We start from the raw sequence: 19,706 nt of genomic DNA on the forward strand, positions 1-19,706 counted from the left end.
TAATTCTGTTGTTATCTTTTCTCATATTTGCAGAAGGGTTATCACGATGAACTCAATACCTCGCCGAGGTTTGTTATGCATTGCGCTGTTTTGTTCCGGCCTGAGCGCCGCCTCGTATGCCGCTGAGCCGTACACGCTAGACGGAAAGGATTTAGCCTTTAGCCGCCAGCAGATCGCCGCGAAAGATCCGCTATTTGTTCAGGCGCAAGCGGCGCTGCTAAAGAAAGCCGATCTGGCGCTCAATCATCCGCTGTTCTCGGTGATGGATAAAACGCTGGTCGCCGCCAGCGGCAATAAGCACGACTACTACAGCTTTCCGCCTTACTGGTGGCCAAACCCTGATACCCAGGACGGGCTTCCCTATATCCGCAAAGATGGGCAAACCAACCCTGACGCCAATAGTGACGCCACCGATAAAAACCGGCTGGTGAAAATGAGTAACGACGTGTCAACGCTGGCGCTGGCGTGGTACTTCTCTCACGACGATCGCTACGCGCAAAAAGCGGCTGCGCAGTTAAAGACCTGGTTCCTCGATCCCAAAACGCGAATGACCCCCAACCTGCAGCATGCCCAGGCCATTCCCGGCATTAATACCGGACGCGGTATCGGCATTATTGATAGCCGCGCGCTGGTTGATGTCGTTGACGCGATCGCCCTGCTGCAATCCTCAGCTGCGCTGAGCGATAACGACGTTAGCGCATTAAGGCAGTGGTTTGGCGACTATTACCACTGGATGACCACCAGCCAGAACGGCTTTGAAGAAGAGAACTGGCATAACAATCACGGCAGCTATTTTGATATGCAGGCCGCCGCCTTCGCGCTGTTCAGCGGTAAAATCGACGAGGCGAAAAAGCGCCTGTACATCACCCAGCTGCGGCGTATTGCGGGACAATTTGATATTGAAGGCCGCCAGATGGCCGAGCTGGAGCGCACGCGTCCGTGGCACTACAGCAATTTCAACCTCGAAGCCTACAACCGCCTCGGGCGACTGGGCGAGAAGGCGGGCGTCGATATCTGGAACTTCACCCTCGACGGTCATAGCCTGCGCCAGGGCTATCAGTACATCGCCGGGTTTATTAACAGCGATACGCCATGGCCATGGAAAGATATCGATAAAATGGATGACAAGAAAGCGCTGCGCAATATCGCCACCGCCGCACACGCCTGGCCGGAAGATCCGCTGTTCCGTGACAAAGCGCAGTGGCTGCGGGCGAAATATCCCGACGATATCACGACGCTTATCGCCCCGCTTTCCGCATCGTCAGAGGTCAGGGATAACCGCTAATGAAACAATTTTCTGGGCTCTGGCCCGACATTGTCGGACGCGCAGCCGCGAATAGCGGACTGCTTGAACGGCTGGTGAAGGATGCGCAGCCGGTACTTCAGGCAGCGGTTCGCATTCCGCAGTCAGGCATCGCCAGCTGGAATCTCTATTACTTTTGTCCGCGCCACGGCGTACGCCTGACGTGGCGGGCGGATACGCCCTACCAGCATGCCTGCCCGGTCGATGGGGAAATATTTAGCGGCGAACCGTGGGACGGCGCCTGGTGGCGCGAGATGAATGGCCGAAACGCCAGCGCCTGTCAGCAGCTTGGCCTGCTATGGCGGCTGACCGACGAAACGGCGTATCGCGATAAAGTTCGCACGCTGCTGATGGGTTACGCGGATGTCTATCCCGGCTATGCGATTCACGGCGATATTCCCAACAACGGGCCGGGAAAGATGAACGCCCAGACGCTGTGCGAAGCCAACTGCATTCTGGAAATGGCGCTGGGTTATGACTTTATTCGCGACAGCCTGCCCCCCGGCGAGCAGCGGCACATCAGTGAAAACCTGCTGCGCTGTGCGGCCACGTTTTTGCGCGACCATCGTAGTCCGCAGATTCACAACCATGAAGTCAAAATCAGCGCGGCGCTTGGCGTACTGGGTTTCGTCCTCGAAGATGAAGCGCTGCTGGAGTTTGCCGTTAACCAGCCGTACGGCCTGCGCTGGCAGCTGGAAAACGGCCTGCTGGCGGAAGGGCTTTGGTTCGAAGGTTCGATTCACTACCACTATTATGCGCTGCAGGGCTTTTTCGCCTTCGAGAAGCTGGCGCGCGGCACCCGCTGGAGCCTGCTGGACGGCCCCTGGTATCAGGCGATGCTGAAGTTCCCGCTGGCGCTGCTGCTGCCGGACGGCACTTTCCCCCGCCTTAATGACTGCCTCGCCGGGCAGGAAAAGCTCCATCACCGGGATCTGTACGAGTTCGCCTGGTTTATCTGGCGTGACCCGCAGTACGCCGCGGTCCTGCAGTTTACCGAAACGGCGCCCGATGAGCGTGAAACCCTGCTATGGCGCGAACGGTCTCTGCCGGAATCCCCCCTAGCGCTCATCCCGCAGCAGTCGCTGTTTGCGCCGGGCGCGGGTCTGACGCTATGGCGACGGCCGCAGCAGGCGCTGCTGATTAAGCACAGTCCCTGGGGCGGCGAACACGACCATTACGACCGGCTGGGGCTGATGCTCTGGCATCGCGACGGCTGGCTGCTCACGGATATGGGCACCACCGGCTACGGCGCGAAAATGCACTACGACTACTACAAAAACAGCGCCACCCACAATACGCTTTGCGTTAATCAGAGCAACCAGCCTCCGGCCAATCCGCAGGTGCTGGGCCGGCATATGGATGACGACTTTCTGTGGCTGGATAGCGAGGTTGATTGGGGCAAACCGCCGCCGGAGCTCAACAGCCATAGCCGCGTCGAATGGGACGCTACGGCCTGGCGGGACGTGCGCTTCCGCCGTCGCCTGCTGTGGCTTGAAGATGTGCTGATCGATCTGTCCTCCGTGGAGAACCCGCATCGCCAGCAGCTCGACTGGACGCTGCATCTGGCGGCACAGGCGCTGGACCAGAGCGGCACGGCCCGGCCCTTTTCGCTCAGCGGCCCGCTGCGGCGAATGACCGAAGCAACCGTGACGCCGCTGAACGGCTGTCAGCCGCGCCACTTTGCGCGCGGCGGCGATACCGTTGCGCTCTGGCTGTCCGGTGATGGTGAACTCTGGCAAGGGCTGGCGCCCGATAACCCGGCGATTCGCAATCTTAGCTATCTGGTCATACGCAATCACCTGCCGCAGGCGCGTTTTGTGTGTCTGTGGGATCTGGCAAACAGCGCGCCGCTGACGGAAGTGAACGTGCACCATACGCCAGTCGGTACGCAAATTACCTTCTGGCGCGGCGATCGCGTGACGCACGTGACGTTGTACGACGAGCCAGGGAAACGACCTGATGCGATCCTTCCGCTCGCGGAAAGCGGCGTCTCACCTCAGTACGCAGAGTAATTTACTCGTCTTCATCCTCAAAGCGCGCCACAATCCGATCTCCGGTATGCGAGGCGCGCAGTTCATCCGCCACCAAAGCGATGGCCTGGCCGCTGCTCATGCCCTGCGACATCAGCTCCTGAATTCGTTCCACTGCTTTTTGCTGTTGCTCGTGGCTCAGCGAAGGTAAACCTGCAAACATCACTTACTCCTGCTACATTGTGGGGCGTAATTATTTCACGCCGTCCTCTCGTATACCAGCGGGCGGTCACGATCAGGATTAAAGAAGACCATGTTGTCCCCCGCTATGCTTTCCCTGCCCTGGCGTCCGGATGCCGCTGAAGACTATTTTAGCCCATTAAGTTCACAGCCTTGGGCGATGCTGCTGCACTCGGGTTTTGCCGAACATCCGCATAATCGTTTTGACATTGTTGTCGCCCAGCCGCGCGCAACGCTGGTGACTCGCGGCAATATGACCGTCATAAACGATGGGGAAACCGTCTCAACCTCTGCCGCCGATCCGCTCACTCTCGTGCATCAACAGCTGGCGCGCTTTAACCTGCAGCCGCAGGCTCATCCGCAGCTGCCGTTTCTCGGCGGGGCGCTGGGGCTGTTCGGCTACGATCTGGGTCGTCGCTTTGAAAATCTGCCGGCGCAGGCCGAGGCGGATATCGATCTGCCGGATATGGCGGTAGGCATTTATGATTGGGCGTTAATCGTCGATCATCAGCGCCGGGAAGTGTCGTTATTCAGCTATGGCGATCCGCAGGCGCGGCTGGCGTGGCTGGAAGCGCAGGCCGAGCCTGCCGCGGCCCCCTTTGCCCTCACCTCAGGGTGGCGCTCAAATATGAGCCGCGCGGAGTATGGCGAAAAGTTTCGCCAGGTTCAGGCTTATCTGCACAGCGGCGACTGCTATCAGGTTAACCTGGCGCAGCGGTTTACGGCGAGCTATCGCGGGGATGAGTGGCTGGCCTTCCGTCAGCTAAACCGTGTTAATCGCGCGCCGTTCAGCGCCTTTATTCGCCTCCAGGAGGGCGCCATATTAAGCCTGTCGCCCGAGCGTTTTATTCAGCTCCGGCAAGGCGAAATTCAGACCCGGCCCATCAAGGGGACGTTGCCCAGGCTGGCCGATCCTGAGCAGGACGCGCTGCAGGCGCAAAAGCTGGCGAACTCAGCAAAAGACCGCGCCGAAAACCTGATGATCGTCGATTTAATGCGTAACGATATTGGCCGGGTTGCTGTCCCCGGTAGCGTTCGCGTTCCTGAGCTGTTTGTGGTGGAGCCCTTCCCCGCCGTGCATCATCTGGTGAGCACCGTGACCGCCAGACTGCCCGCGCATCTGCACGCCGCCGACCTGCTGCGCGCGGCCTTTCCCGGCGGCTCAATCACCGGCGCGCCGAAGGTCAGAGCGATGGAGATCATCGATGAACTGGAGCCGCAGCGGCGCAACGCGTGGTGCGGCAGCATCGGATATCTCAGCTTCTGCGGCAATATGGATACCAGCATTACCATCCGTACGCTGACGGCCTGCCGGGGGCGGATCTACTGCTCCGCCGGCGGCGGAATTGTGGCCGATAGCGAAGAGGCGGCGGAATATCAGGAAACTTTTGATAAAGTTAATCGTATCCTGCATCAACTGGAGAGCTAGCACATGGCGGACAGCGCCCTCGAACTTGACGATTTCCTTTCGCGTTTTCAGCTTCTGCGCCCGCAGCCGACGCGCCACGCGCTCAACCAGCGTCAGGCTGCGGTGCTGGTACCGATTGTGCGCCGCCCGCAGCCGGGGCTGCTGCTGACCCAGCGTTCGCCGCTGATGCGCAAGCACGCGGGCCAGGTCGCCTTCCCCGGCGGCGCGGTGGATAACAGCGATGCGACCCTGATCGCCGCCGCGCTGCGCGAGGCCCACGAAGAGGTGGCGATCCCGCCGGAGTCGGTCGAGGTGATCGGCGTTCTGCCGCCGGTCGATAGCGTAACCGGTTTTCAGGTCACCCCGGTGGTGGGCATTATTCCGCCTGACCTGCACTATCACGCCAGCCAGGATGAAGTCGCCGCGGTCTTCGAAATGCCGCTGGCCGAAGCGCTGCGCCTGGGGCGCTATCACCCGCTGGATATCCATCGCCGCGGCAATTCGCATCGCGTCTGGCTATCCTGGTATCAGCATTATTTTGTCTGGGGAATGACCGCCGGCATTATCCGTGAACTGGCGCTACAGATAGGCTCCCGCCCTTAGCTATACTAAAACTGAGACGGCGTTCTCAGCATTAGTAAATCCATGGTTACTCATTAGTTTAATTCATGTGAATACTTAAGCTGATGGCCCGGTTCCCTCTTACACTATGCGCAGTTATTACATCGTTGCCGCACCCGCGGCAACCCTGTCAGGAGTGTTAGCGTGATTAGTATATTCGACATGTTTAAGGTGGGGATCGGTCCCTCATCTTCCCATACTGTAGGCCCGATGAAGGCCGGTAAACAGTTCGTCGATGACCTGGTCGAAAAGGGATTGCTTAATGAAGTGACTCGCCTGGCGGTCGACGTCTACGGCTCACTGTCATTAACCGGCAAAGGCCACCACACGGATATCGCCATTATTATGGGTCTGGCGGGCAATCAGCCCGATACGGTCGATATCGACGCGATTCCGGCGTTTATCCGCGACGTTGAAGAGCGCGGACGCCTGCTGCTGGCCCAGGGGCAGCATGAAGTCGACTTCCCGAAAAATGACGGCATGCGTTTTCGTAGCGACAACCTGCCGCTGCATGAAAACGGCATGACCATTCACGCCTGGTCTGGCGAGAAAGAGATCTACAGTAAAACGTATTATTCCATCGGCGGCGGTTTTATCGTCGATGAAGAACATTTCGGCAAAGAGAGCGCCAGCGAACTCGCCGTTCCGTATCCGTTTAAATCCGCTCAGGAGATGCTGGGCTACTGCAAACAGACCGGCATGTCGCTCTCCGGCATGGTGATGCAGAATGAGCTGGCGCTGCACAGCAAAAAAGAGATTGAAGACTATTTCGCCAATATCTGGCAGACCATGCGCGCCTGTATCGATCGCGGGATGAATACCGAAGGCGTCCTGCCCGGTCCGCTGCGCGTTCCTCGTCGCGCCTCGGCGCTGCGACGGATGCTGGTTGCCAGCGATAAGCTCTCTAACGACCCGATGAACGTGGTGGACTGGGTCAATATGTTTGCGCTGGCGGTCAACGAAGAAAACGCCGCCGGTGGCCGGGTGGTAACGGCCCCGACCAACGGCGCCTGCGGCATCGTTCCGGCGGTGCTGGCCTACTATGACCACTTTATCGAGCCCGTCAGTCCGGATATCTATATTCGTTATTTCCTGGCGTCAGGGGCTATCGGCACGCTGTACAAAATGAACGCCTCCATTTCCGGCGCGGAAGTGGGCTGTCAGGGCGAAGTGGGCGTGGCCTGCTCGATGGCGGCCGCGGGCCTGGCTGAAATCCTTGGCGCCAGCCCGGAGCAGGTCTGCGTGGCGGCGGAAATCGGCATGGAACATAACCTGGGACTGACCTGCGACCCGGTGGCCGGACAGGTACAGGTTCCGTGCATTGAACGCAACGCGATTGCCTCCGTCAAAGCGATTAACGCCAGCCGGATGGCAATGCGCCGCACCAGCGAGCCGCGCGTCTCGCTGGATAAGGTCATTGAGACCATGTATGAAACCGGTAAAGACATGAACGCCAAATACCGGGAAACGTCGCGCGGCGGCCTGGCTATCAAAGTTCAGTGCGACTAATCATTGCTCAACAGAATGCGCCCAAGGGCGCATTCTTCTTTTTCCGCTCTATATTATTATCTGCGCCCACTACACTTGCTCTATAACGGCTGTTACTCTCATTAACACTTTTAGCCGACAGGGCGTCGCGCATGCAGACTGCACAAAAAGTCATCACAACGTATCGCCGGAAACGCATTCTGGTTTGCCTGCTGGTCGCGCTACTGACGCTGACAACAACCTTAGTAATACGATTTATTTCACAGCGTAGCTTAAATCAGCAACGCGTCCAGATGAGCACCAACAAGATGGTGGCCGCGATGGATAATATTCTGCGGCCTCTGGCGGCCCAGCACGTCGCGCTACTGCATCTTGTCAATAAGCCCTGTCAGGACGTGCACCTCACGTTACGTAAGCTGGCGGCGTCGCTGCAAACGGTGCGCTCCATCGCGCTGGTCCAGTCGAACCTGCTGTACTGCTCGAGTATTTTTGGCCAACGCAACATTCCGATACACCAGCTACAGCCGGCATTACCCACCCATCACCCCCTGCTCACCTTCAGCTACGACGCCTCGCTGCTCAAAGGAACGCCGGTGCTTATCCAGTGGTATCCCGCTTCGCTTAGCGGCGCCGACGGCGTGCTGCTGGTGATCAATATCGAGCTGCTGGGCGAGTTAATTTTCAACGCAAAATCAGCGCTAATCAGCGGAATTGGCCTTAACGTCGGCGAAAGAAGCTTTATTAGCGGTTCGGGGCTGAGTAAACAGGAAGCCCTGCCGGGCGAGCAAATCATCTACCGCCAGCCGTCGACCGAGTTCCCCTTTACCATTAGCGTCAGCGGGCCAGGAGCCTCGGCGGTCGCCCTTAACGAACTGCCGGCCGAGCTTCCGCTGGCGCTGGTAATCAGCCTGTTAATGACCGGCATCGCCTGGCTGGCGACCGCCGGAAGAATGAGCTTTTCCCGCGAAATTAATCTCGGTATTGCCGCGCACGAGTTCGCCCTCTGGTGCCAGCCCCTGCAGAACTTGCGCACTCGGCAGTGCTGCGGCGTTGAGATACTACTGCGCTGGAATAACCCGCGCAGAGGCGAAATCTCGCCGGACGTGTTTATTCCAATAGCCGAAGGATATAACCTGATCGTCCCCCTCACCCGCTATGTGATCTCCCAGACGGCCCACAAATTAGCCTGCTTTCCGCAGGACAAACATTTTCACATCAGCATTAACGTCGCCGCCCGCCATTTCGCCAACGGCGAGCTGCTGCGCGATCTGCATCACTACTGGTTTAGCGCCCATCCCATTCAGCAGCTGGTCGTTGAGCTCACCGAGCGTGACGTCCTGCAGGATGGCGACCACCATATGGCCGAGCATCTTCATTTCAAAGGGGTCCAGCTGGCTATCGATGATTTCGGCACCGGCAACAGCTCCCTTTCGTGGCTGGAAAAGCTGCGCCCTGATGTCCTGAAAATTGATAAATCGTTTACCAGCGCCATTGGGATTGATAGCGTTAACGCGACGGTGACCGATATGATCATTGCTCTCGCCCATCGGCTGAAAATTGTGACGGTCGCGGAAGGCGTCGAGACCCAGGATCAGGAAGCGTATCTGCGCGGCAACGGCGTCGATTTATTGCAGGGGTTTTATTACGCCCGGCCAATGCCGGTAGAGGACTTTCCGCAGTGGCTGGCGGCGGAAAAGCGTCGGGAAATGAACGCCTAAAAATGCCCGCCGGCCTGAGGCCGACGGGCATCAACGTTACTCTTCTTCGTCGTTGTACTGACGCAGCTTGACGACGCGCACCAGGTCGACGCGATAGTCGTTGGCTTCAATGATGGTGAACTGCAGAGGCGACAGCTCAAGCACGTCGCCAGGGCGCGGAATATGGCCGTTGACGGCAATCACCAGGCCGGCAACGGTGGCGATATCTTCATCCTCATCGACCAGATCGTCTACGCCCAACGCCTGCTGCAACGCATGCACGTCGGTTGAACCTTTCACCAGCCAGCCGTCGCCATCGATGACAATTTCCGGCGTTTCGTCAGCATCCGGGAACTCACCGGCAATCGCCTCCAGTACGTCCAGCGGCGTAACCAGCCCCTGTACGACGCCAAACTCGTTAGTCACGATGACAAAGCTACCGCGGGCGCGGCGCAGCACGCCGAGCAGGTTGATCGGGTCCAGCGTTTCCGGGACCACAATCGCCGGAGAGGCGGAAGCCAGCGCGGCCACGTTGTCACCCGCTTCCAGCGCCACCAGCATCTCTTTCGCCCGCACGATACCGATGATTTCATCCAGCTCGCCGCGACAGACCGGGAACAGGCTGTGCGGGGAAGAGAGCAGTTGGCGGCGAATTTCATCTTCGCTTTGCTCGGCGTTCACCCAGCTAATTTCCCCGCGCGGGGTCATAATACTGCGCAACGAACGCTGGGCCAGGGTCAGTACGCCATTAATCATATAGCGCTCTTCTTCCGCAAACGCGCCTTCCGGTATCGGCACCACGGACGAGCTGTCGCTATCGTGCGCCGGGGCGCTCTGCTTACGCCCGCCCATCAGGCGCAGGATCGCATCGGCAGTACGCGCGCGCAGAGGCAGGGTCGATTGATGGCGAATAAAGTTACGGCGCGCAATCTGGTTAAAGAACTCGATGGTTATCGAGAAGCCAATCGCGGCGTACAGGTAACCTTTCGGTATATGGAAACCAAACCCTTCCGCCACCAGGCTCAGGCCGATCATCAGCAGGAAGCTCAGGCAGAGCACCACCACCGTCGGATGCTGGTTGACGAAATTAGTCAACGGCTTCGAAGCCAGCAGCATCACCGCCATCGCAATCACCACCGCCGCCATCATCACCGGCAGGTGGTTAACCATCCCGACCGCAGTAATCACGGCATCCAGCGAGAACACGGCGTCAAGTACGACGATTTGCAGTACCACCACCCAGAAACTGGCATATCCTTTACCATGACCGGAGTCATGCTGGCGGTTCTCCAGCCGTTCATGCAGTTCGGTGGTCGCCTTAAACAACAAGAATATCCCGCCGAGCAGCATAATAAGATCGCGTCCGGAGAACGAAAAATCGGCAACGCTGAAAAGCGGTTTCGTCAGGGTCACCATCCACGAAATGACCGACAGCAGCCCCAGACGCATAAACAGCGCCAGCGAAAGGCCGATCAGGCGCGCCTTATCGCGCTGCTTAGGCGGCAGCTTGTCGGCAAGGATGGCGATAAACACCAGGTTGTCGATACCCAGTACGATTTCAAGGACGACAAGCGTCAGCAAACCGGCCCAAATAGAGGGATCCATTAAGAATTCCATGAGCAGCTCCAGTTAACGACAGGCATAGTCATCGCTGTGTCATGCACAGACGAGACACTTGTTGCTGGTGAAAAGACGTAGCAGGTGACGGCGGCACGCGCATGCCGGAAGGTGAAATGACGTCGGTGACGGTCCATATAGCGGGCTATGCCCTATACTCCTGAGTAATTAAACGGAACGTAAACATAGCAAAATATAGAGCAATATTGGAAAAAATTTACCTGTCTTTGCAATAGCTAAGACTATTTTTTGCGCTGCAAAATAATTACCAACCGATGCAAAATTAGCGGAGCTTCATCACATTAATTATTTTTTCACTGTCTAAAATAATTCGCTGTAGTAATTACTTTATATCTTACACCCTTACTGAATCGATTTTGTTCGCAAGAGTGATTCAGGATGTATCACAACAGATGATGCATTCACGATTATAAAGGAGGTAGCAAGTGACGATTGCTATTGTAATAGGCACACATGGTTGGGCTGCAGAACAGCTGTTAAAAACGGCAGAAATGCTGCTGGGCGAACAGGAAAACGTTGGCTGGATCGATTTCGTTCCTGGCGAAAACGCAGAAACGTTGATTGAGAAGTACAACGCCCAGTTGGCAAAGCTGGATACGGCTAAAGGCGTGTTATTTCTCGTCGATACATGGGGAGGCAGCCCGTTTAACGCGGCCAGCCGCATTGTCGTCGATAAAGAACATTATGAAGTCATCGCGGGCGTCAATATCCCGATGCTGGTCGAAACGTTGATGGCGCGCGACGACAACCCCTCGTTTGATGAACTGGTCGCCCTGGCGGTGGAAACCGGTCGTGAAGGCGTGAAAGCACTGAAAGCGAAGCCGGTGGAAAAGGCCGCCCCTGCTCCGGTTCAGGCTGCAGCGCCGAAAGCGGCAGCGCCATTGAAGCCAATGGGTCCAAACGACTACATGGTTATTGGGCTGGCGCGTATCGATGACCGTTTAATCCACGGCCAGGTCGCCACTCGCTGGACCAAAGAAACTAACGTTTCGCGCATTATCGTCGTCAGCGACGAAGTGGCGGCGGATACCGTACGTAAAACGCTGCTGACCCAGGTTGCTCCTCCGGGCGTTACCGCCCACGTAGTAGACGTGGCGAAGATGATTCGCGTCTATAACAACCCCAAATACGCAGGCGAGCGCATTATGCTGCTGTTCACTAACCCAACGGACGTTGAACGTGTTGTTGAAGGCGGTGTGAAAATCACCAGCGTCAACATCGGCGGCATGGCTTTCCGTCAGGGCAAAACGCAGGTGAATAACGCCATTTCGGTCGATGAAAAAGATATTGAAGCGTTCAAGAAGCTGAACGCCCGCGGTATCGAACTGGAAGCCCGCAAAGTTTCCACCGACCAGAAACTGAAAATGATGGATCTGATCGGCAAGGTGAAATAAGCCTCTCTGCGGATCGCAACTCAATTTTCAACTTAAGACTTAATCAACAGGAGAAGTACAATGGAGATTACCCTTCTTCAGATTGTGCTGGTGTTCATCGTCGCGTGTATTGCGGGTATGGAGTCGGTACTTGATGAATTTCAGTTCCACCGTCCTCTGGTGGCCTGTACGCTGATTGGCGCCGTTCTCGGGGATATGAAAACCGGTATTATCATCGGTGGTACCCTGGAAATGATCGCCCTCGGGTGGATGAACATCGGCGCCGCCGTTGCGCCTGATGCTGCGCTTGCATCCATCATCTCAACCGTTCTGGTTATCGCGGGCCACCAAAGCATCGGTGCCGGTATCGCGCTAGCAATTCCGCTGGCGGCAGCGGGCCAGGTGCTGACCATTATCGTCCGTACCATTACCGTTGCCTTCCAGCACGCTGCGGATAAAGCGGCGGAAAATGGCAACCTGACGGCCATCTCCTGGCTGCACGTTTCGTCGCTGTTCCTGCAGGCGATGCGTATCGCTATTCCTGCGGTTATCGTGGCGATTTCCGTCGGTACCAGCGAAGTACAGGGTCTGCTGAACGCCATTCCTGAAGTGGTTACCGGCGGTCTGAACATCGCGGGCGGCATGATCGTGGTAGTGGGTTACGCGATGGTCATCAATATGATGCGCGCCGGCTACCTGATGCCGTTCTTCTACCTGGGCTTTGTTACCGCCGCGTTCACCGATTTCAACCTGGTTGCTCTGGGTGTGATTGGTACGGTAATGGCTGTCCTCTACATTCAGCTGAGCCCGAAATATAACCGCGTCGCGGGTGCGCCTGCGCAGGCTGCTGGTAATAACGATCTCGACAACGAACTGGACTAACAGGTGAGCGAAATGGTTGATATGACTAAAAATACCACCGAGAAAAAACTCACTCAGAGTGATATTCGTGGCGTGTTCATTCGTTCTAACCTGTTCCAGGGTTCATGGAACTTCGAACGTATGCAGGCGCTGGGCTTCTGCTTCTCCATGGTACCGGCTATTCGTCGCCTGTATCCGGAGAACAACGATGCGCGCAAACAGGCGATTAAGCGTCACCTTGAGTTCTTTAACACCCATCCCTACGTTGCGGCGCCGGTACTTGGCGTAACGCTGGCGATGGAAGAACAGCGTGCTAACGGCGCAGAAATCGACGATGGCGCCATCAACGGTATCAAAGTTGGCCTGATGGGCCCGCTGGCCGGCGTGGGCGACCCGATCTTCTGGGGTACCGTTCGTCCGGTATTCGCCGCGCTGGGCGCAGGTATCGCCATGAGCGGCAGCCTGCTCGGCCCTCTGCTGTTCTTTATCCTGTTTAACGCGGTGCGTCTGCTGACCCGTTATTACGGCGTCGCTTACGGTTACCGTAAAGGTATCGACATCGTTAAAGATATGGGCGGCGGCTTCCTGCAGAAACTGACCGAGGGGGCGTCAATTCTCGGCCTGTTTGTCATGGGGGCGCTGGTTAACAAGTGGACGCACGTGAACATCCCGCTGGTGGTTTCCACCATCACCGGTCAGGATGGCCAGACTCGCGTCACCACCGTGCAGACCATCCTTGACCAGCTGATGCCGGGCCTGGTGCCGCTGCTGCTGACCTTCGCCTGTATGTGGCTGCTGCGTAAGAAAGTTAACGCCCTGTGGATCATCGTGGGCTTCTTCGTCATCGGTATCGCCGGTTACGCTGTCGGACTGCTGGGCCAGTAATCAACACGTTGTGCGCCGGGGGCTTGCCCCCGGCTTTTTTATTTGGAGGATGGATGACAATCACGGACCTGGTGTTAATCCTGTTTATTCTCGTTTTGCTCGCGTTTGCGGTTTACGACCAGTTCATCATGCCGCGCCGTAATGGCCCCGTTTTGCTGGCTATCCCCCTGCTCCGCCGCAACCGCGTCGATGGCATTATCTTCGTCGGCCTCATTGCTATCCTGATTTATAACAATATTGCTAACCACGGCGAACTTATCACCACCTGGTTATTATCTGCCCTGGCCTTAATGGGGCTATATCTGTTCTGGATCCGCTCTCCCAAAATCATCTTCAAGCAGCAGGGCTTTTTTTTCGCCAATATCTGGATCGAATATCAGCGCATTAAAGAGATGAATTTATCGGAAGATGGCGTACTGGTTATGCAATTAGAACAACGGCGCCTGCTTATTCGCGTACGAAATATCGACGATCTGGAAAAGATATACAAACTTCTCGTTTCCACTCAATAGCTTAAGAATATAGCCTGCGCTATATTTACCCATTCCCCCCGCGCCGGGAATATAGCCGCGGCTATATTCCCGGCGTTAACTTCAGCGATATTTATTAACTAATCATTTACCTATAGATTGAAATGAAAATCGTTATCATTTGGTTGGAAAAATAACCGATTTCTGTTATTGTTTTATATTCTAAAATTATGTTAAGGTTGCGCCCGTCGTTGGGGAGTAGCCAATTTTCTGCCTGGCAGAAAATGTCCGTGTCAACATACTCGTTGCAAAACGTGGCACGTGCGGGTTGAAGCAGAACGTATTCAATCAGGCGAGACCATAGACGCATCACTGCTGTACGCGGCGCTTTATCATCAGGCGAGCTGCGTATTTTTACTGGGGGCAGCGATGTGTCATATGGATTATCCCCGGTCAGGACGCTCTCATGAATGTATCTGCTACAATTCTTCTTGCCTTCGGCATGTCCATGGACGCCTTCGCGGCCTCTATTGGAAAAGGCGCGACCCTCCATAAACCTAAATTTTCTGAAGCCCTGCGGACGGGTCTGATCTTTGGCGCTATCGAAACGCTCACCCCGCTTGTCGGCTGGGGTTTGGGGATGCTCGCCAGCCAGTTCGTCCTCGAATGGAACCACTGGATTGCCTTTGTGCTGCTGGTTTTTCTCGGCGGTCGAATGGTTATCGAAGGGTTACGCGGCGGCGATAGCGATGAGTGCGAAGCTCCGCGCCGTCACGGTTTCTGGCTACTGGTCACCACCGCTTTCGCCACCAGCCTGGATGCGATGGCCGTCGGCGTTGGCCTGGCGTTTTTGCAGGTCAATATTATCGCCACCGCGCTGGCTATCGGCTGCGCCACGTTGATGATGTCGACGCTGGGCATAATGGTAGGACGTTTTATCGGCCCGCTGCTCGGCAAACGGGCGGAAATCCTTGGCGGTATCGTGCTGATCGGCATTGGCGCCCAGATCCTCTGGAGCCATTTCGCAGGCTAATCCTCAGGCATCGCGCTGCCAGCAGTGAATAGCAAAATCGGTCTGGCAGTCAAACAGCGCCTGCTGGCGCAGCGCCTCCCTCACCGGCGGCTTCGCCCGCCACGCAAACGGCGTCATTTGCAGTAAAGCTTCCGCCTCGCTGCCGTTAAGCTGCATCGGATAGGCCAGCTGCTGCTGGTGACGTAAGGTAAATCCTGCCATCTCTTCCCTGCTCTGCGCGTGCAAACGCACGTCGTCGTAGATCAACCCTTTCAGCTCCATCAGGTGGCGAGGTCCCGGCGTCGCGGTGATAACCCAGCCGCCGGGCCTGACAACGCGCGCCAGCTCAAGGGCATTGCAGGGAGCATAAATACGTACTATCGCGTCCAGGCTCGCATTCTCAAACGGCAAACGCTGGCTGGAAGCGACGCAAAAGCTGACCTGCGGATAACGTTTCGCCGCCGCGCGGATAGCCGATTTCGACACATCCAGGCCCCAGCTATGGGCCGCAATGGCGGCAAAAGCGTGCGTGTAGTAGCCTTCCCCGCAGCCAATATCCAGTAAATCCGTCGGCGCGAAGGTTTGCAGATAAGCGCAGATAGCGTCGCGAAGCGGCTGATAGTGCCCCGCGTCGAGGAACGCACGCCGAGCCTGCATCATTTCAGCGCTGTCGCCCGGATCGCGGGAGCGCTTAAACTGCACCGGCAACAAATTGACGTACCCTTCCTTCGCCAGATCGAACTGATGCCGCTGCGGGCAGATATAGCTATTATCGCGGCGCTCAAGCGGCGCGTGGCAAAGTGGGCAACTGTAAGACATGACAACTCCGGTGTGCTGAAAGGGCGAAAGTGTAGCGCTATTCGCCCCTCCAGGCCACCGTTACAGCGCAGGCGACGGGGCTCCGTCGCGATGCATCACGATAAGGTTTTCCGCCCCCTGCGGCATCCCATCGGGCATAACGTTCTCCAGGCGCAGCACATCCCCCATAATCTGGCTGAATACCGGCGCCGAAACCGCCCCGCCGTAATACGAACCGTTGCTGGGATCGTTCATCACGACCACCAGCGCGAATTTCGGGTTACTGGCGGGCGCAACGCCGGCGGTATAGGCAACGTACTTATCGATATATTTACCATCCGGCCCGATTTTTTTGGCGGTACCGGTTTTTACCGCTACCCGATAGTCGCGTACCGCCGCTTTGGTCCCGCCGCCGCCCGGTAAAGCGACGCTCTCCATCATATGTTCGACTTCATGCACGATTCGCTCCGGCATCACCCGGGTACCCATCACCGGCGGATCAATACGGGTTATCGATAGCGGACGCTCAATACCGTAGCTGCCGATAGTGGCATACACGTGCGCCAGCTGGAGCGGCGTGACCATCAGACCGTAGCCGAAGGCGAATGTCGCCCGGTCCAGCTGCCCCCAATAGCGGCGCTGCGGCATCAGCCCGGCGCTCTCGCCGGTCAATCCCAGGCCGGTAGAGTCGCCAAAACCGAACGCTTTATAGGTATCGATAAGATGCTGAATCGGCATCGCCAGCGACAAATGCGAAACCCCGGTATCGCTGGATTTTTGCAGAATACCGGTGAGGGAGAGTTCAGGATAGTAACCCACGTCGCGAATACGATGACCATCGAGGACAAACGGATGAGTATCCACCACGCTATCTGGCTGAACAATGCCCTGCTGGAGCGCGGTCATCAGCACCAGCGGTTTAACCGTCGACCCCGGCTCGAAAGTATCGCTGATGGCGCGATTGCGAAAATCATCCAGCTTCGCATCATCGCGATTGTTCGGGTTGAAGTCCGGGTAGCTGGCCATCGACAGAATCTCCCCGGTATCGATTTTAATTAACACCGCCGCCCCTGAATCCGCTTTGTTCCAGCGCACGGCGTTATCCAGCGCGTCCTCGGTCACCGTTTGCAGACGTTCATCGATACTGAGCTGCAAATTGTGGGCCGGAACCGCCGGGACTTCGGTGATATTTTCGATGACGTTGCCGTGCCGGTCTTTACGCACCAGACGACGACCGGGCTGACCGGTCAACTGGGCGTTAAAGCTTTTCTCTACGCCTTCGATACCCTGGTTATCAATATTGGTAAAACCCAGCAGATTAGCGGCAACGTGCCCCGCCGGATAAAAGCGGCGCGACTCATCGCGCAGATTGATCCCCGGCAGGTGAAGCTTATCAATCCACTCCGCCTGCTCCGGATTGATCTGGCGCGCCAGGTAGAGAAACCGCGCGTGAGGATGCGCTTCGACGCGATGGGCCAGCTCGCTAAGGTTGAGATGTAAAGCTTGCGCCATTGCCTGCCAGCGCGGACCGTAGCCGACGCCCCCCTTTTCGAGCGTGGTTTGCGGATCGACCCAGACGGCGCTCACCGGCACGCTGACCGCCAGCGGTCGGCCCTCGCGGTCGCTAATCATGCCGCGCTGCACATCAATAGGCTCCTCGCGCAGGGATCGCATGTCCTCTTGTTTAACCAGATTGTCAGGGGAGACAATTTGTAGCCAGCCGACCCGGACCAACAGCAGTCCCATACAGCAAAGAATCGCCACGCACAACAACCCAAACCTTAGCGGGGTAAAGTTGGCGGCTGACTTAAGTTTGTTCTTTTGCACCTTAGCTCCATCATTATTTTGCAAGCATCTGATTTAACAGAAATAGACAAAACAGGTTGCTAAACAGTGCTAATAACGATGTTGATTTGCAACAAAGCGCAACGGAGGGTGGTAAATGGACATGTTTTGCAATAAATGCTAAAAAGCCCCGCAGTTGCGAGGCTTTCTTACAAGATTCAGTGGTCTTAAATCAGATAGCAGTTACGTTAACTGCAGCTGGACCTTTCTGGCCGTCCTGAATTTCGAACTCAACGTTCTGGCCTTCAGCCAGAGTTTTGAAACCGTTACCCTGGATAGCGGAGAAGTGTACAAACACATCTTTGCTGCCATCAGCCGGAGTAATGAAGCCAAAACCTTTAGACTCGTTGAACCACTTAACTTGACCTTTAATCTTTGCCATTTGCAAAATTCCTTAGACTGTTTTCTTCGCCCGTGGGGCGCTTACATAGATAAAACTGACACATGACTGCATGAGGCACTAATATAAGGTTCGGCAGAGAAGCGGTATTCAACGACAACGTGTTTACTCAGGACTTCTTTACTGAAAATGCCACACATAAACAGAACTGTACCTCGTTTAACCCGAAACGTGTTATCACATACTACGTAAATAATGGCAAGCCATTTTTAGACGGGTCTCGATCGCTCGCACAGATTATAAGGGAATCATTTGATCGCCTGCACATTTATGCGACTTTGCTCGCTCTGACTTATCCTTATCGCGTCCTGCTTGCGCCCCCGGGATATCCTCTCTTGCGGCCACTTATCCGTCGTAGCTCAACGACTTCAGAGCCCCCGTCCCCGGCTGCAGTGAAACCGCCAATTTTAGGGGGAGACAAAAGTCACTGCATAAAGATGCATATAAAAGCTCATAACGATAGATGAAAAATTGCTTTAACGCAGTCATTTCATAATATCGAAACGCGTAAATTGAAGAGCTTAAAATATTGTCTATACTAATATTCCACGACAATAATGAAGAGCTGATGACAGCGAAGTCCGACTATTCTTTTATTTGATTAATTAAACAAAGCAATATAAGGCCGAGTGGGAAAGCCGCTTCCGCTGGCCCGTGCGCGCGAAAAAAGCTGAAGAGGTTTTATAGATAAGAATAAGTTATACAACCGGGTGAGATACAGGCGCACACCGCAAACGTGCGCACCTGTCGGTCGGATCAGCGCTCTGCAACAAGACGGATGAAATCGTCGTCGCCTTTTCCCTTTTCGGCTACTGAAGGTTCAGCGGCGATCTCCTTCTCAGGCGCATTGGCCTCACAGAGACGGCGCAGCAGCGCGTTTTGCCGCTTTTGCTGATCCAGCAGCGCCTGCAGCAGCGCTATCTGCTCATTGGCGCGCGAACTGGCACGATTAACAAAAAACCATAACAACAGGCCGACAAGCAGCAGCACAACAGAAAGCGCCACGGATGCCAGGCTTACAATCCCAGGATTTAGTAACTCACTCATTTCACCACCTCAAAGAGAAGGCGCTCATTCTACCACCCGCGCAGCAGAAGAAAATCAATCATATTAAAAATGTCTTACCAGGGAATAAATTTATTGATAGTGCAGATGCCGCTGAAGAACTGTACATCCTGATCGCACATTACGTTAAGCATCTGAGTCCATAGCAGTAAGCAACCTGCAATGATGACTGTCAGCAAAACCCACCGTAATTTTTTCACTCCACACTCCGCATCAGTATCAGATGTCGCCAGGATAACATGACCTTCTTAAACCGCGGCTAACTGTAATACGAAAGGCAAGTTTAGGAATCATAGACTTGTTTCAACTGGTGTTCATGCCAGAATGGACGCAAGGATAATACAAATAATGAGGCAACAATGCGATTGATCATTCGTACCATTGTGGTGCTGGCTATCTTGTGGATTGGCGTGTTATTAAGCGGTTACGGCGTATTAATGGGCAGCAGTGAGAACGCCGGGGGGCTGGGATTGCAGTGTAAATATCTCACGGCTCGCGGCATCAGTACCGCACAGTATGTTCATTCCAGCAGCGGTATTATCGGCATCACCGATTGCCCTATTCTGCGTAAAAGCGCCACGGTGGTTGATAACGGCTAGCCGCGAGTGGGCTACAGATTCTGTAGCCCGATT

19 protein-coding genes and 1 pseudogene are annotated in these 19,706 nt (G+C 55.8%); 12 read left to right on the forward strand and 8 right to left on the reverse strand.

What is annotated here, in order from left to right; genetic code table 11:
• The first annotated feature begins 46 nt into the window (after positions 1-46).
• Together KOSB73_RS19300 and KOSB73_RS19305 are read left to right on the forward strand one after the other, a co-directional pair.
• Complete coding sequence (locus KOSB73_RS19300; protein WP_098140851.1) at positions 47-1,285, forward strand: alginate lyase family protein; 1,239 nt, start codon at positions 47-49, stop codon at positions 1,283-1,285.
• Positions 1,285-3,315 carry a heparinase II/III domain-containing protein gene (locus KOSB73_RS19305; protein WP_098140853.1) on the forward strand — a complete coding sequence of 677 codons (2,031 nt, stop codon included), beginning with the start codon at positions 1,285-1,287 and terminating at the stop codon, positions 3,313-3,315. Before KOSB73_RS19300 ends, KOSB73_RS19305 begins: the two co-directional genes overlap by 1 nt.
• A 1-nt stretch (position 3,316) precedes the next feature.
• On the opposite strand, the gene KOSB73_RS19310 is transcribed toward KOSB73_RS19305, so the two are convergent.
• A complete protein-coding gene (locus KOSB73_RS19310) occupies positions 3,317-3,496 on the reverse strand; it encodes a YoaH family protein (RefSeq protein WP_004103292.1) in 180 nt (59 codons plus the stop codon).
• A gap of 90 nt (positions 3,497-3,586) precedes the next feature.
• Between KOSB73_RS19310 and pabB the strand changes: the two genes are divergently transcribed.
• From pabB to KOSB73_RS19330, 4 genes are all read left to right on the forward strand, one after another.
• Positions 3,587-4,942, forward strand: coding sequence for an aminodeoxychorismate synthase component 1 (pabB, locus tag KOSB73_RS19315; protein WP_024357819.1), 1,356 nt, complete (start codon positions 3,587-3,589; stop codon positions 4,940-4,942).
• Between the two features lie 3 nt (positions 4,943-4,945).
• Positions 4,946-5,524 carry a CoA pyrophosphatase gene (locus KOSB73_RS19320; protein WP_004121986.1) on the forward strand — a complete coding sequence of 193 codons (579 nt, stop codon included), beginning with the start codon at positions 4,946-4,948 and terminating at the stop codon, positions 5,522-5,524.
• A gap of 162 nt (positions 5,525-5,686) precedes the next feature.
• Positions 5,687-7,051, forward strand: a complete 1,365-nt coding sequence (sdaA, locus tag KOSB73_RS19325; protein ID WP_004138492.1) for an L-serine ammonia-lyase — start codon at positions 5,687-5,689, stop codon at positions 7,049-7,051.
• 131 nt (positions 7,052-7,182) lie between these two features.
• Positions 7,183-8,748 (forward strand): EAL domain-containing protein, encoded by a 1,566-nt coding sequence (locus KOSB73_RS19330; RefSeq protein ID WP_024357818.1) that lies wholly within the window; start codon positions 7,183-7,185, stop codon positions 8,746-8,748.
• Between the two features lie 36 nt (positions 8,749-8,784).
• Here the strand turns inward: KOSB73_RS19330 and yoaE are convergent, their stop codons facing one another.
• Positions 8,785-10,344: a CNNM family cation transport protein YoaE gene (yoaE, locus tag KOSB73_RS19335; RefSeq protein ID WP_049114332.1), complete on the reverse strand. Its 1,560-nt coding sequence runs from the start codon at positions 10,342-10,344 to the stop codon at positions 8,785-8,787.
• Positions 10,345-10,790: 446 nt separating this feature from the next.
• Here yoaE and manX point away from each other — a divergent pair, with 446 nt between their 5' ends.
• The 5 genes from manX (at position 10,791) to mntP (ending at position 14,987) form a co-directional block, all read left to right on the forward strand.
• Positions 10,791-11,759 carry a PTS mannose transporter subunit IIAB gene (gene manX, locus KOSB73_RS19340; protein ID WP_004138485.1) on the forward strand — a complete coding sequence of 323 codons (969 nt, stop codon included), beginning with the start codon at positions 10,791-10,793 and terminating at the stop codon, positions 11,757-11,759.
• A gap of 60 nt (positions 11,760-11,819) precedes the next feature.
• The gene (gene manY / locus KOSB73_RS19345) at positions 11,820-12,620 is read left to right on the forward strand and encodes a PTS mannose transporter subunit IIC (protein WP_004121991.1); all 801 of its coding nucleotides are present in this window, start codon (positions 11,820-11,822) and stop codon (positions 12,618-12,620) included.
• Between the two features lie 12 nt (positions 12,621-12,632).
• Entirely contained in the window at positions 12,633-13,484 is an 852-nt protein-coding gene (locus KOSB73_RS19350; RefSeq protein WP_004103307.1) for a PTS mannose transporter subunit IID, read from the forward strand.
• Between the two features lie 53 nt (positions 13,485-13,537).
• Complete coding sequence (locus KOSB73_RS19355; RefSeq protein ID WP_024357816.1) at positions 13,538-13,996, forward strand: DUF986 family protein; 459 nt, start codon at positions 13,538-13,540, stop codon at positions 13,994-13,996.
• A gap of 424 nt (positions 13,997-14,420) precedes the next feature.
• Positions 14,421-14,987: a manganese efflux pump MntP gene (gene mntP / locus KOSB73_RS19365; protein ID WP_004121993.1), complete on the forward strand. Its 567-nt coding sequence runs from the start codon at positions 14,421-14,423 to the stop codon at positions 14,985-14,987.
• 3 nt (positions 14,988-14,990) lie between these two features.
• Here mntP and rlmA read toward each other — a convergent pair whose 3' ends face one another.
• From rlmA to mgrB, 6 genes and pseudogenes are all read right to left on the reverse strand, one after another.
• Positions 14,991-15,785, reverse strand: a complete 795-nt coding sequence (gene rlmA, locus KOSB73_RS19370) for a 23S rRNA (guanine(745)-N(1))-methyltransferase (RefSeq protein WP_004132162.1) — start codon at positions 15,783-15,785, stop codon at positions 14,991-14,993.
• A 60-nt stretch (positions 15,786-15,845) separates the two neighbouring features.
• Positions 15,846-17,591, reverse strand: a complete 1,746-nt coding sequence (ftsI, locus tag KOSB73_RS19375; protein WP_049089561.1) for a peptidoglycan glycosyltransferase FtsI — start codon at positions 17,589-17,591, stop codon at positions 15,846-15,848.
• Between the two features lie 190 nt (positions 17,592-17,781).
• Complete coding sequence (cspE, locus tag KOSB73_RS19380) at positions 17,782-17,991, reverse strand: transcription antiterminator/RNA stability regulator CspE (RefSeq protein WP_001062678.1); 210 nt, start codon at positions 17,989-17,991, stop codon at positions 17,782-17,784.
• 12 nt (positions 17,992-18,003) lie between these two features.
• A pseudogene (locus tag KOSB73_RS19385) lies at positions 18,004-18,149 on the reverse strand (DUF2627 domain-containing protein).
• Positions 18,150-18,765: 616 nt separating this feature from the next.
• Positions 18,766-19,056 (reverse strand): YebO family protein, encoded by a 291-nt coding sequence (locus KOSB73_RS19395; RefSeq protein WP_004134855.1) that lies wholly within the window; start codon positions 19,054-19,056, stop codon positions 18,766-18,768.
• A 74-nt stretch (positions 19,057-19,130) separates the two neighbouring features.
• Positions 19,131-19,274 (reverse strand): PhoP/PhoQ regulatory lipoprotein MgrB, encoded by a 144-nt coding sequence (mgrB, locus tag KOSB73_RS19400; RefSeq protein WP_004134851.1) that lies wholly within the window; start codon positions 19,272-19,274, stop codon positions 19,131-19,133.
• Positions 19,275-19,433: 159 nt separating this feature from the next.
• Between mgrB and KOSB73_RS19405 the strand changes: the two genes are divergently transcribed.
• A complete protein-coding gene (locus KOSB73_RS19405) occupies positions 19,434-19,673 on the forward strand; it encodes a YobH family protein (protein WP_004122000.1) in 240 nt (79 codons plus the stop codon).
• Positions 19,674-19,706: the final 33 nt, after the last annotated feature.

Origin of the sequence: Klebsiella grimontii, assembly GCF_900200035.1 — a bacterium.
In the GTDB taxonomy this organism is placed as follows: domain Bacteria; phylum Pseudomonadota; class Gammaproteobacteria; order Enterobacterales; family Enterobacteriaceae; genus Klebsiella; species Klebsiella grimontii.

What these genes read in the sequence shown, in the direction of transcription:
- KOSB73_RS19300 (WP_098140851.1), top strand. Translation starts at nt 47, where the DNA reads ATGAACTCAATACCTCGCCGAGGTTTGTTATGCATTGCGCTGTTTTGT.
- KOSB73_RS19305 (WP_098140853.1), top strand. Translation starts at nt 1,285, where the DNA reads ATGAAACAATTTTCTGGGCTCTGGCCCGACATTGTCGGACGCGCAGCC.
- KOSB73_RS19310 (WP_004103292.1), bottom strand. Translation starts at nt 3,496, where the DNA reads ATGTTTGCAGGTTTACCTTCGCTGAGCCACGAGCAACAGCAAAAAGCA.
- pabB (WP_024357819.1), top strand. Translation starts at nt 3,587, where the DNA reads ATGTTGTCCCCCGCTATGCTTTCCCTGCCCTGGCGTCCGGATGCCGCT.
- KOSB73_RS19320 (WP_004121986.1), top strand. Translation starts at nt 4,946, where the DNA reads ATGGCGGACAGCGCCCTCGAACTTGACGATTTCCTTTCGCGTTTTCAG.
- KOSB73_RS19330 (WP_024357818.1), top strand. Translation starts at nt 7,183, where the DNA reads ATGCAGACTGCACAAAAAGTCATCACAACGTATCGCCGGAAACGCATT.
- yoaE (WP_049114332.1), bottom strand. Translation starts at nt 10,344, where the DNA reads ATGGAATTCTTAATGGATCCCTCTATTTGGGCCGGTTTGCTGACGCTT.
- manY (WP_004121991.1), top strand. Translation starts at nt 11,820, where the DNA reads ATGGAGATTACCCTTCTTCAGATTGTGCTGGTGTTCATCGTCGCGTGT.
- KOSB73_RS19350 (WP_004103307.1), top strand. Translation starts at nt 12,633, where the DNA reads ATGGTTGATATGACTAAAAATACCACCGAGAAAAAACTCACTCAGAGT.
- KOSB73_RS19355 (WP_024357816.1), top strand. Translation starts at nt 13,538, where the DNA reads ATGACAATCACGGACCTGGTGTTAATCCTGTTTATTCTCGTTTTGCTC.
- mntP (WP_004121993.1), top strand. Translation starts at nt 14,421, where the DNA reads ATGAATGTATCTGCTACAATTCTTCTTGCCTTCGGCATGTCCATGGAC.
- rlmA (WP_004132162.1), bottom strand. Translation starts at nt 15,785, where the DNA reads ATGTCTTACAGTTGCCCACTTTGCCACGCGCCGCTTGAGCGCCGCGAT.
- cspE (WP_001062678.1), bottom strand. Translation starts at nt 17,991, where the DNA reads ATGGCAAAGATTAAAGGTCAAGTTAAGTGGTTCAACGAGTCTAAAGGT.
- KOSB73_RS19395 (WP_004134855.1), bottom strand. Translation starts at nt 19,056, where the DNA reads ATGAGTGAGTTACTAAATCCTGGGATTGTAAGCCTGGCATCCGTGGCG.
- KOSB73_RS19405 (WP_004122000.1), top strand. Translation starts at nt 19,434, where the DNA reads ATGCGATTGATCATTCGTACCATTGTGGTGCTGGCTATCTTGTGGATT.